Source organism: Microvirga subterranea (assembly GCF_003350535.1).
Classification (GTDB): domain Bacteria; phylum Pseudomonadota; class Alphaproteobacteria; order Rhizobiales; family Beijerinckiaceae; genus Microvirga; species Microvirga subterranea.
Genome location: NZ_QQBB01000008.1, coordinates 122,787 through 133,506, shown reverse-complemented (window position 1 = coordinate 133,506; position 10,720 = coordinate 122,787). Strand labels below are relative to the sequence as shown.

The 10,720-nt window shown below is 66.3% G+C and carries 10 protein-coding genes; 6 read left to right on the top strand and 4 right to left on the bottom strand.

Translation table 11 applies throughout. From position 1 onward, the window contains the following. Positions 1 to 2 precede the first annotated feature (2 nt). Positions 3 to 881, top strand: a complete 879-nt coding sequence (locus DES45_RS19615) for a serine hydrolase domain-containing protein (protein ID WP_170151567.1) — start codon at positions 3 to 5, stop codon at positions 879 to 881. On the opposite strand, the gene DES45_RS19610 is transcribed toward DES45_RS19615, so the two are convergent. Further along, positions 878 to 1,222, bottom strand: coding sequence for a hypothetical protein (locus tag DES45_RS19610; RefSeq protein ID WP_114771733.1), 345 nt, complete (start codon positions 1,220 to 1,222; stop codon positions 878 to 880). The genes DES45_RS19615 and DES45_RS19610 overlap by 4 nt on opposite strands. 130 nt (positions 1,223 to 1,352) lie before the next feature. Continuing rightward, complete coding sequence (locus DES45_RS19605) at positions 1,353 to 3,164, bottom strand: extracellular solute-binding protein (RefSeq protein ID WP_114771732.1); 1,812 nt, start codon at positions 3,162 to 3,164, stop codon at positions 1,353 to 1,355. A gap of 219 nt (positions 3,165 to 3,383) precedes the next feature. On the opposite strand from DES45_RS19605, the gene DES45_RS19600 reads away from it, so the two are divergent. Continuing rightward, positions 3,384 to 4,190, top strand: a complete 807-nt coding sequence (locus tag DES45_RS19600) for an invasion associated locus B family protein (RefSeq protein ID WP_173947863.1) — start codon at positions 3,384 to 3,386, stop codon at positions 4,188 to 4,190. Between the two features lie 70 nt (positions 4,191 to 4,260). Here DES45_RS19600 and hspQ read toward each other — a convergent pair whose 3' ends face one another. Then, positions 4,261 to 4,590 carry a heat shock protein HspQ gene (gene hspQ, locus DES45_RS19595; protein WP_114771731.1) on the bottom strand — a complete coding sequence of 110 codons (330 nt, stop codon included), beginning with the start codon at positions 4,588 to 4,590 and terminating at the stop codon, positions 4,261 to 4,263. Between the two features lie 200 nt (positions 4,591 to 4,790). On the opposite strand from hspQ, the gene DES45_RS19590 reads away from it, so the two are divergent. Then, positions 4,791 to 5,759: an AEC family transporter gene (locus DES45_RS19590; RefSeq protein ID WP_114771730.1), complete on the top strand. Its 969-nt coding sequence runs from the start codon at positions 4,791 to 4,793 to the stop codon at positions 5,757 to 5,759. Here DES45_RS19590 and DES45_RS19585 read toward each other — a convergent pair. Next, complete coding sequence (locus DES45_RS19585) at positions 5,756 to 6,964, bottom strand: UbiH/UbiF family hydroxylase (protein WP_114771729.1); 1,209 nt, start codon at positions 6,962 to 6,964, stop codon at positions 5,756 to 5,758. The two genes, DES45_RS19590 and DES45_RS19585, sit on opposite strands and share 4 nt — an antisense overlap. A gap of 168 nt (positions 6,965 to 7,132) precedes the next feature. Here DES45_RS19585 and DES45_RS19580 point away from each other — a divergent pair, with 168 nt between their 5' ends. The 3 genes from DES45_RS19580 to DES45_RS19570 are packed head-to-tail and all read left to right on the top strand — an operon-like array spanning position 7,133 to position 10,660. Beyond that, positions 7,133 to 8,680, top strand: coding sequence for an ABC transporter ATP-binding protein (locus DES45_RS19580; protein ID WP_114771821.1), 1,548 nt, complete (start codon positions 7,133 to 7,135; stop codon positions 8,678 to 8,680). Then, complete coding sequence (locus DES45_RS19575) at positions 8,670 to 9,746, top strand: ABC transporter permease (protein WP_114771728.1); 1,077 nt, start codon at positions 8,670 to 8,672, stop codon at positions 9,744 to 9,746. The genes DES45_RS19580 and DES45_RS19575 overlap by 11 nt, the downstream gene beginning before the upstream one ends. Further along, entirely contained in the window at positions 9,743 to 10,660 is a 918-nt protein-coding gene (locus tag DES45_RS19570) for an ABC transporter permease (protein ID WP_114771727.1), read from the top strand. Before DES45_RS19575 ends, DES45_RS19570 begins: the two co-directional genes overlap by 4 nt. The last annotated feature ends 60 nt before the right edge of the window (positions 10,661 to 10,720 follow it).

Sequence of the window (10,720 nt, the reverse complement as noted above, 5' to 3'; positions counted from 1 at the left end):
TCGTGGAATGCTGGGCCGTCGTCGAGGGGGCGAGAGTCGTCGCCGGCCATGAGGCGGACCGGCCGGTCCCCTGGTGGAGCTTCACCAAGACCGTCCTGGCCGCCGCCGCGCTGGTCCTGGTGCGGGATGGCTCGTTAGCGCTCGAAGAGCCCTTGCCGGGAAGGTCCTACACCCTTCGGCACCTGCTTCAGCATCGGTCGGGTGTGGCGAACTACGGCGGCGTTGCGGCCTATCACGAGGCCGTGGCCCGCGGGGATGAGCCCTGGCCGGTTCGGATCCTTCTGGAGCGGACCCAGGCCGAGCGCCTCCGGTATCCGCCGGGCGAGGGCTGGGACTACTCGAATATCGGGTACCTCTTCGTCCGACAGCTCGTCGAGGAGGCGACGGGGGAACCCCTGGATGCGGCGCTGCGCCGGCTCGTCCTCGCGCCGCTCGGCATCAGGACTGCCCGAATCGCCTCCGCGCCGGCCGATCTCGACCAAGTTCCGATGGGCGATGCGACCGGCTACCATCCCGGCTGGGTCTATCATGGCCTGATGGTGGGATCGGTCGAGGAAGCGGCGCTCCTGCTGGACCGTCTCCTGAAGGGCGGGTTCCTGCCGGATCATCTCCTCGCCGACATGAGGAGCGTTCATGCCCTCCCGGGGCCGATCGCCGACCGCCAATGGGTGAGGCCCGGCTACGGGCTCGGCCTCATGAGCGGCGAGGTCGCATCAGGCCAAGTGGTGGAGGGGCATACGGGCGGAGGGCCGGGGAGCACGATTGCCGTTTACCGGACCGCATCCGGCATGAAACCTCGGACGGCTGCGTATTTCGCGACGACCGACCGACGGAAAGAGGCGGAAGACGAGACCTTCCGCCTTCTCGAGGAGGCTTCCTAGAGATCGGGTGCCGCGACGGCGCGAGCGCCGAGTTCGTTCTGGAGCATGGTGGCGGCACCGCTGATCCCGCCCGCCACGATGACAGGCACGCGGTTCGGCGCCAGGGATTTCCGCAGACGGCTGGCGAGTTCGAGGAAGCGGCGGCGCTCGGACCAGTCCGCATGGCGGGGCATCTGAAGAACGACCGCAACCGGCCTCGGCATCATGGCCAGAACCTCTTCGGTCGCTTCGAGGGGAGCCGTGACACTGGCATAGCCCATGCCGGCCAGTTCGGCAGAAAGAGCACAGTCGGGAGCGCGGTCGCCGTTATCGACGACCAGCACCTGCTGAAAACGGGTCATTGCGATACCTTATCGAAAGGCGAAACGGCAAAGATTGAAAGCATCCTCACCAACGCCCTCGGACGGTATTTGTTTCATTTCGGAGATGAATGGAAGCTCAACAATATCCGCGGGGTTGCTTCAGAAAGCCTCAGCGCGGACGCCGCCACCAGGTATCGACATTGTTCCCGAACAGCGGAGCGGTGTCCGGCCGCCCGAGACCGGAATCATAGGCAAGCCATTGGTCCCCCACGTAGAACAGCGGGATCACATAGAATCCTGACAGCAGGACCCGATCGAGAGCCCGTACCGACGAGACGAAATCCTCACGGCTTTTCGCCTCCAGAAGGGCATCGATCATGCGATCGATTGCCGGCGAAGCTGCCCCCGAATAGTTCAACGATCCGCTTCTCTGGGCTGCTGCCGATCCCCATCGGTTGCGCTGCTCGTTGCCCGGAGACGCCGAGGCAGGCCAGACCCACTGCACCATATCGAAGTCGAACTGGGCAAGCCGGCGCCAGTACTGGACGTCGTCGACGAGCCGTACGCGGGCCTGAATGCCGATGCGGCCGAGGGATTGCGAGAAATTCAGGGCGAGCCGCTCCTGCTGGCGCGAATTGACCAGCATCTCGAACGTGAACGCCTTGCCCGTCTCCTTGTGTCGCAGACCGTGGTTCTCCAGCGTCCACCCGGCTTCGGCCAACAGTTCGAGAGCCCGCCTCGCGCTTTCGCGGTCCCGGCCGGACCCGTCCGGCGCGGCCGGAGACCATGTGCCTTCCAGAATGTCCTCGCGCACCGCGCCGGGGAACGGCCCGAGCAGCGCCTTTTCGGTCCCGCCGGCCGGTCGCCCTGCGGACGAGAGGTCCGACCCGGCGAAGTAGCTGTCCGATCGGTTGAGGAGGCCGAAGAACAGGTTGCGGTTGACCCAATCGAAATCGAACACATAGCCCAATGCTTCGCGGACCCGCACGTCCGCAAAGAGGGAGCGGCGGGTGTTGAACACGAATCCGTTCATGCCCTTCGGGAGCCGGATCGGAGCCGTTTCTCGCACGATCCGGCCGCTTCGGACCGCGGGGATGTCGTAGCCGGTCGCCCAGCGGCCGGGATCGCCTTCGATCCTGAAATCATAGAGCCCAGCCTTGAACGCCTCGAACATGCTGTTGGCGTCGCGGTAGAAGTCGTAGCGGATTTCGTCGAAGTTATAGAGGCCCCGGGTGACGGGCAGGTCATCCGCCCAGAAATCCTTTCGGCGCGTGAGCACGATGCGCTCGCCCGGCTTCACCTCGGCGACCGTATAGGGACCGGACCCGACGGGCGGCGTCAGGTTCGTCCTGTCGAAGGTTTCCGGGTCGGTCGCATGAGCTGCGAAGATCGGCATCATGGCGATGATGAGGGGGAGTTCCCGGTCGTTCACGCCCGTGAGGTCGAAGCTGATCCTTTGAGGATTGTCGACCTTCACCGCCCTGACCTGTGCGAAGCTCGACCGGTGGAAGGGCTTCCCGTATTTCTTGAGCAGCTCGAAGGTGAAGCGCACATCCTCCGCCGTCACGGGCTTTCCGTCCGAGAAGCGAGCCCTCGGGTCCAGGTTGAAGGTAATGGAACTCCGATCATCCGGCATTTCGGCGGATCGGGCGATGAGGCCGTACACGGTGAACGGCTCGTCGGCCGAGCGCATCATCAGGCTCTGGAGCACGTATCGCGGCACCACGTCGGGGGCGACGCCGATCACGATCAGGGGATTGAGGCTGTCGAAGGAGCCTTGGAGGGCTAGGACGATTCGCCCACCGTCCGGAGCATCGGGGTTTGCATAGGGGAGGTGGGGAAAGCCGGGCTCCAGGGCAGGCTCGCCGTGCATGGCGATTCCGTGCCGCAGGGTCTCGGCTCCGGACGCCGCCGCCGTCAGGAGGGAGGCGAGGATTAAGAATGCCAGAAAAGTCAGACTTTTGAGAACGTTCCGGCCCATGGCGCCCCTGAGAGAACACAGCGCATCGCGGGACTGGATATTATAAAGAAAGTTTCCCGGAGCGACTGGAAACATACCTCGCGAAAGGTTAAAGGAGCGCCACACGTCATGTCTTCGCCTTAATCGGCAAAGATTCAACCGTTCCATTGAAGGTTACGAAGAGAGCCGAGCCTACGGCCCATTCATCAGCCGACCTTCCGACTGAAGAGGATCTACGACATGTCACTCGCGACCCGCCTCGCGAACCTGGGGGGCACCCGCGGTCTGGCGACGGCCATGGCCCTTCTGCTGGCAGCTCCCGCTCTTGCCCAGACTGCCCCCGCGCAGCGTCCTGCCGCTCCGGCCCAGGCCCCCGCGCAGCGTCCCGCCGCCCCGGCCCAGGGCCAGCCCGCTCAGCCGCAGCAGAACGCCGGCCCGACGGTCGTTCAGGTGAAGGCCGAGCCGTCTCAGCCGGAATGGACCAAGGTTTGCGGCAAGGACCAGAACACCAATTCCGAGATCTGCTACACCACCCGCGACTTCGTGTCGGACCAGGGCCAGCCGGTCCTCGCCATGGCGCTCTATGACGTGAAGGGCCCGCAGTCGCAGAAGATCGTTCGCTTCGTGATGCCGCTGGGCCTCCTGCTTCAGCCGGGCCTGCGCTTCACGGTCGACCAGGGTCAGCCGACCCCCGGCCGCTACGTCATGTGCCTGCCGAACGGCTGCTTCGCCGAGGCCCAGGTGAAGGATGACTTCATCGCAGCCCTCAAGAAGGGCGCGAATCTCAACGTGAGCGTCCAGAACCAGCTCGGCCGCGAGATCACCTTCGCGGTTCCAGCCGCAGGTTTCGCCAAGGCCTTCGACGGCCCGCCGATCGACCCGAAGGTGCTTGAGGAGCAGCAGAAGAAGCTGCAGGAAGAGCTCCAGAAGCGCAGCGAAGAGCTCCGCAAGCAGCTCGGAAGCAACAACGGCGGCGCGGCTCCCGCGGCCGGCGCTCCGGCAGCCCCGGCCGCCGGCGGCGCTGCCCCGGCTGCTCCGAAGCCGTAAGCGATATATCCACACAGACACGAAAACGCCGGGCCAAAAGCCCGGCGTTTTTCATTCTCGGCAATGCTTGTCAGTTCGCGAGGATCGGATGGGCGCGATAGACGCCGTTCTTGTCCCGGACGAACATCTCCTTGATCATCGGATTGCGGAGTGGCTCGCCGGTTTCGTCGAGCAGGAGGTTCTGCTCGGAAACGTAGGCGATGTATTCGGTCTCCGCGTTCTCGGCGAAGAGATGGTAGAACGGCTGGTCCTTGTGAGGCCTGACCTCCTCAGGGATCGACAGCCACCATTCCTCGGTATTGTCGAATTCCGGATCGACGTCGAAAATCAGCCCCCTGAACTCATAGAGCCGGTGACGGACCACCTGGCCGATCGCGAATTTGGCTGAACTCGCTTTCATGGGTCGTAACTCCTTGATCCGAATATAGAGACCCCATCTGGATTCCACAAATTCCGCCCCTCTCACGATCAGGCGAGATCGTCCCCGGCACCGGCTCAGCGTTGCAATTTCGGACTGCAGCCCCGCCGCGTATCGGGATTGTCGGGAGAACGGAACCTTGCCAGAAGGGACCCTCCCACGACCTTGGCCGGGAGCCCGCGATGTCCGAGCTGATCGGGCTTTTCAACCTGCTTGCGCCCTTTTTCGGACTGATCGGACTCGGCTTCCTGTGCGGCAAGTTCGTCAGGCAGCCGGAAGCCGGGCTCGCATGGATGCAGTTCTTCGTCATCTATGTGGCCCTGCCGTGCCTGTTCTTCCGGCTCATCGCCGACAAGCCCCTCGACCAGCTGACGAACTGGTCGTTCATCGCGGCGACGACGCTCGCCACCTTCTGCGCCTTCGCTCTCTCGTTCTCTGCCGGCTGGCGGTACACGAAGGACCTGCCGCAATCGGTCATGCAGGGCGTCGCCGGCTCCTATTCCAACATCGGCTACATGGGGCCGCCGCTGGTGCTCGCCGCCCTCGGCCAAGCCGCCAGCGCCCCGGTGGTCCTGATATTCGTCTTCGACAACCTGCTGCTGTTCTCCCTGATCCCGCTGCTCATGTCGGTCGCGGGCCTCGAGAAGCTGAGCCTCGGCGCCACGATCCGGCGGATCGTCTGGCGCATCCTGACGCATCCGTTCAACGTGGCGACGATGCTCGGCATCGCAGCAAGCTATCTGCACCTGACCCTGCCGGCGCCCGTGAACCAGATGGTGACGTGGCTGTCGGGCGCGGCGGCGCCCTGCGCCCTGTTCATCCTCGGTGTGACGGTCGCCATGCGGCCGCTGCGGCGCATCCCCGGCGAGGTCCCGATCCTGGTCGTCACCAAGCTGGTTCTGCATCCGCTCTTCGTCTGGATTCTGCTCTCGGCGGTCGGCGATTTCGGCGCGACCTGGACCTATGCGGCCCTGACGATGGCGGCCCTGCCGCCCGCCCTGAACATCTTCGTGATCTCAACCCAGTACAATGTGGGCGTGGAACGGGCTTCGGCCTGCGTGCTCATCGGCACGATCGGCTCCATGCTGACCCTGACCACGCTGCTGTTCGTGATCAGGACCGGGATGGTGCCGTACGACCTCTTCCCTTAAGCGCGCTGGGCGTCCTGCATGAGGCGAGGGGCCCCGACCCGCGGCAGGACACCCTCCCGCATCACCGCCCGCCGGAGCGGACCGATGTTGCTGAGCGCGAGCAGCCCGGCCCCGCGCAGGAAATCGGCCGGCAGGAGCCCGGTGAGAAGCGTCCGGTTCAGGCTGTCGACCGCAGCCGTCCGAAGCCGGACATCGAGGTCGCGCCCGCGCTGGTAGCGCCGCAGCGTCTCCTCGTCCCCGGCCGCGCGTCCTTCGCCGCGTGCATCCACCACCGCGTCCCGCAGCGATGCGACATCGCGGAAGCCCAGGTTCAGCCCCTGGGCGCCGATGGGCGGGAAGACGTGGGCCGCCTCGCCGACGAGGGCGAGGCGCGGTGCCCAGAAGCGCGAGACCGACAGGCCGCTCATCGGCACGAGCCCGCGCGGACCGTCCAAGCGCATGGCTCCGAGCAGCGACTGCGCCTGCCTCTCGATCCGCCGCGCCAGGGCATCGTCATCGAGCGCCGCAAGGCGTTGCGCCTCCTCGGTGCTGGTCACCCAGACGAGGCTGGAGCGGCGGCCGGGCAGGGGAACCAGGGTGAACGGTCCGTGGCGGGTATGGAACTCCGTGGAGCTGTCGCGATGATCCCGATCATGGGCCAGGATCGCCGTGACGGCGGATTGCGGGTAGGACCACCGCCTCACCTCGATCCCGGCGCTTTGGCGAAGCATCGAGTTGCGCCCGTCCGCCGCCACTACCAGCCCGGCACGCAGCTCCGATCCGTCCTTGAGCGATACGACGGCGGCGCCACCGCCCGCCTCGAAGGCGGTTGCCTGCTCCGGGATCAGGGTCAGGTTGTCCTGGTGTCTCGCCTTCTCCGCCAAGCCTTCGACCAGCGTGGCGTTCTCGATGTTCCAGCCGAAGGCGTCGAGGCCGATTTCGCCAGCCGAAAATGCCACAGGCGGCGGCCGGAAGAGGCTTCCCGTGTCATCGACGATCCGCATGGTCTCGAGGGGAGCCGAGACATCCCTCAAGGCAGGCCAGGCGCCGACGGCGTCGAGGAACCGGATCGAGCCGTTGAGCAGCGCGACCGTGCGGCCGTCGCGCCGCACGTCGAGCCCTCCGACGAGAGCCGTCCGGTATCCGTCCCGCGCGAAGGCCAGGGCCGCGCTGAGGCCGACCGCCCCTGCGCCGACCACCGCGATGTCAAAGGTCTCTTCAGTCAAAGCGTCTCTCACGACCAAGTGTTGCGGGCTGGTTGCAGACTCACAATAAACGATGCATTCGCCATTGCCGACCGGTGCGGGGCGTCCCTATGATCGTTCCGCACAGGCTGTCTCCCACGGTTCTGTCTCCTTAACCGTCGTTAACCCATTTTGTTAGAGTCGCAGTTCGTGCAGGCAGACGCTTCACCCTCGGGACATCACCTGGTCGAGCTGAAAGGCATCAGCAAGCGCTACGGCGACCTCCTGGCCAACGATCGGATCGATCTGGCCATCGAGCCGGGGGAGATCCATGCTCTCCTCGGAGAGAACGGCGCCGGCAAGTCGACCCTCGTCAAGATCCTCTACGGCGTGATCGAGCCGACCGAGGGCGAGATCCTGTGGGAAGGACGGCCGGTCGCCATCGGGTCGCCCGTGGAGGCGAGGGCCCTGGGCATCGGCATGGTGTTTCAGCACTTCTCGCTCTTCGACGAGCTGACGGTGGCGGAGAACATCGCCGTCGCCCTGTCCGACGACTGGAGCCTGGCGACCGTGCGCAGCCGCCTGGGCGACATCAGCCGCGCCTACGGCCTCGCTCTCGAGCCGGACCGGGCCGTTTGGACCCTCTCGGCGGGCGAGCGGCAGCGGATCGAGATCGTGCGCTGCCTGCTCCAGAACCCGCGCCTCCTCATCCTCGACGAGCCGACCTCGGTGCTCACACCGCAGGAGGCGGAGCATCTTTTCGTGACCCTCGACAAGCTGTCGGCGGACGGCTGCTCGATCCTCTACATCTCGCACAAGCTCGAGGAGGTTCGCCGCCTCTGCCGCCGGGCGACCATCCTGCGGGCGGGGCGCGTGGTCGGCACCATCGATCCCCGCGCGCGCAGCGCCCGGGAAATCGCCGCCCTGATGGTAGGGAACGAGGTCGGCGAGGTCCGCTCGGGAACGCCGCACGTCCCGCAGGGGGAGATGCTGCGGGTCGCGGACCTGACCATGGCGCCGGGCGGGCTGCACGGCCAAGCGCTCAAGCACATCAATCTCGTGGCCAGTGCGGGCGAGATCGTCGGGATCGCGGGCGTTGCCGGCAACGGCCAGAGCGAATTGTTCGCCGCCCTCTCCGGCGAGAGGCTCGCGGATCGAGCCGACGCGATCGCTATCGCCGGCAAGGGGTGCGGCACCGTCGGGGTCGATGGCCGCCGCCGTCTCGGCGCCGCCTTCGTGCCGGAGGAGCGCCTCGGCCATGCAGCGGCACCGACGCACCGCCTGAGCGAGAACACCCTGATTTCCCATGCGGCAGCGGAGGTGAGCCATTCCGGCTTCATCCTGGTCAACGCAGCCAAGCGTCTGGCCGGCGCCATCGTCAAAAGTTTCGACGTGCGCACCCCGGAAGCCGACCCCCAGGCCCGCAAGCTCTCGGGCGGAAACCTTCAGAAGTTCGTGATCGGGCGCGAAATCATTCGGCGCCCCCGCCTCCTGATCGTGGACCAGCCCACCTGGGGCGTCGATGCCGGCGCTGCCCGCCTGATCCGCCAGGCCCTTGTCGATCTGGCGAGTGAGGGCAGCGCCGTGGTTGTGGTGAGCCAGGACCTCGACGAACTCTTCGAGGTGGCCGACCGGATGGCGGTCATCCACCAGGGCGAGCTGAGCGCCCTCAAGCCGATCAACGAATGGACGAAGGAAGCCGTGGGCCTCGAGATGCTTGGTGTTTCGCAGTCGCAGGGAGCGGCGCATGCGGTTTGAACTGACGCCGCGCACGACCGTCTCTCCGGTGGTTCGGGCCCTTGCACCGGTCGCGGCCTTCATCACGGCGTTCCTGATCGCCGGCTTCGTGATCTGGTTGATGGGCCGCTCGCCCGTGGCGGCCTTTCAGGTCTATGTGATCCAGCCCCTCAGCGATCCATGGTCGCTGCAGGAACTGCTGGTGAAGGCGACGCCTCTGGCCCTGATCGCGATCGGCCTGACCTATTGCTTCAGGGCCAATTTCTGGAACATCGGCGCCGAGGGCCAGTACGTCATCGGCGCGGTGCTCGGCGGCTGGCTCGCGCTGAAGACCCACGGAACGGAGGCCGGCTTCTGGGTGCTGCCGGCCATGCTCGTGCTCGGCATCATCGGCGGCGCCCTCTACGGCCTCATCCCGGCTTTCCTGAAGACCCGCTTCGGCGTCAGCGAGATCCTGACGAGCCTCATGCTGGTCTATGTGGCGCAGCTGACGCTGGACTATCTGGTGCGCGGACCCTGGCGGGACCCGAAAGGCTTCAACTTCCCGCAATCCGTCACCTTCGATCCGTCCGCGACCCTGCCTCCGGTCTGGGAGGCGAGCCGCGTCCATTACGGGACCGTGTTCGCGCTGATCGCCATCCTCGTGACGGCGGTCGTGCTCGGCCGCACGCTCTTCGGCTACCGCCTCAAGCTCACCGGGGATGCCCCGCGGGCGGCGCGCTTCGCCGGCTTCAGTGCGCGGTCCACCACGCTCGCCGTTTTCGCCATTTCGGGCGGCCTGGCAGGCCTCGCCGGCATCTCCGAGGTCTCGGGCCAGATCGGGCAGCTTCAGCCCTCGATCTCGCCCGGATACGGCTTCACGGCCATCACGGTCGCGTTCCTGGGCAGGCTCAACCCCATCGGCATCCTGATTGCCGCGCTTGTGGTGGCGCTGACCTTCATCGGCGGCGAGAGCGCCCAGATCATGCTGAAGCTGCCGCTGGATCTCACGCAGGCCTTCCAGGGCATCCTGCTCCTGTGCGTGCTCGCCGCCGACGCGCTGGTGAGCTATCGCGTTCGTCTCGTATCCCGGGGAGGGGGCAAGTGACCACGTTCGAGGCCATTCTCCTGACCATCGTCACTGCGTCGACGCCGCTCCTCATCGCTGCCCTGGGCGAGCTGGTGACGGAGCGCTCGGGCGTCCTCAACCTCGGGGTCGAGGGAATGATGGCGATGGGCGCCGCCTGCAGCTTCGCGGCCGCAGTGACCTTCGACTCGACCCTCCTCGGCGTCCTGGCGGGCATTCTTGCCGGCACGTTCATGGCGGCGCTCTTCGGGCTCGTCGTCCTGGGCTTCGCCGCCAACCAGGTCGGGTCCGGGCTCGCTCTGACCATCCTCGGCCTGGGCCTTGCGGGCCTCATCGGCGCGCCCTTCGTGGGCGCCCGCCGCAACCCCATCGCGCCGCTCGACATCCCGGTCCTGAGTGACCTTCCGGTGGTCGGGCGCCTCTTTTTTGAGCAGGACCTGTTCGTCTACGGCTCGATCCTCCTCACCATCGCGGTGGCCGTCTACCTGAACCGGACCCGAGTGGGACTGATGCTTCGCTCCATCGGAGAGAACCACGGCTCGGCCCATGGGCTGGGACTGCCGGTCCTGCGGACGCGCTTTCTCGCGATCCTGTTCGGCGGCGCCTGCGCGGGCCTCGCAGGGGCCTATCTGTCCCTCGTCTACACCCGGTTCTGGTCGCCCGGCATGACGGCCGGCCGTGGCTGGATCGCGCTCGCGCTCGTGGTGTTCGCCGCCTGGCGGCCGGGATGGGCGCTCGTCGGCGCCTACATCTTCGGAGCGGCGACGGTCCTTCAGCTTCATGCCCAGGCGGCCCAGTTCGGCGTGCCCTCGCAGGCTCTGTCCGCAGTTCCCTATCTGGCCACGATCCTCGCCCTTCTGCTCCTGTCCATCCGGCGGGGCAGGGCGATCGGAGCCCCCGGCTCGCTTGGTCTGCCCTTCGTGCCTGACCGGTAGGCAAAGGGATGTTATTGTAGGCAATGAGCCTATTGCCAGGGATGCCTGGACCTGCAACGG

Bases quoted from the DNA above. Each gene is read 5' to 3' on its own strand.
- DES45_RS19590 (WP_114771730.1), top strand. From the start codon at position 4,791: ATGTCCGAGCTGATCGGGCTTTTCAACCTGCTTGCGCCCTTTTTCGGA.
- DES45_RS19605 (WP_114771732.1), bottom strand. From the start codon at position 3,164: ATGGGCCGGAACGTTCTCAAAAGTCTGACTTTTCTGGCATTCTTAATC.
- DES45_RS19600 (WP_173947863.1), top strand. From the start codon at position 3,384: ATGTCACTCGCGACCCGCCTCGCGAACCTGGGGGGCACCCGCGGTCTG.
- hspQ (WP_114771731.1), bottom strand. From the start codon at position 4,590: ATGAAAGCGAGTTCAGCCAAATTCGCGATCGGCCAGGTGGTCCGTCAC.
- DES45_RS19610 (WP_114771733.1), bottom strand. From the start codon at position 1,222: ATGACCCGTTTTCAGCAGGTGCTGGTCGTCGATAACGGCGACCGCGCT.
- DES45_RS19575 (WP_114771728.1), top strand. From the start codon at position 8,670: ATGCGGTTTGAACTGACGCCGCGCACGACCGTCTCTCCGGTGGTTCGG.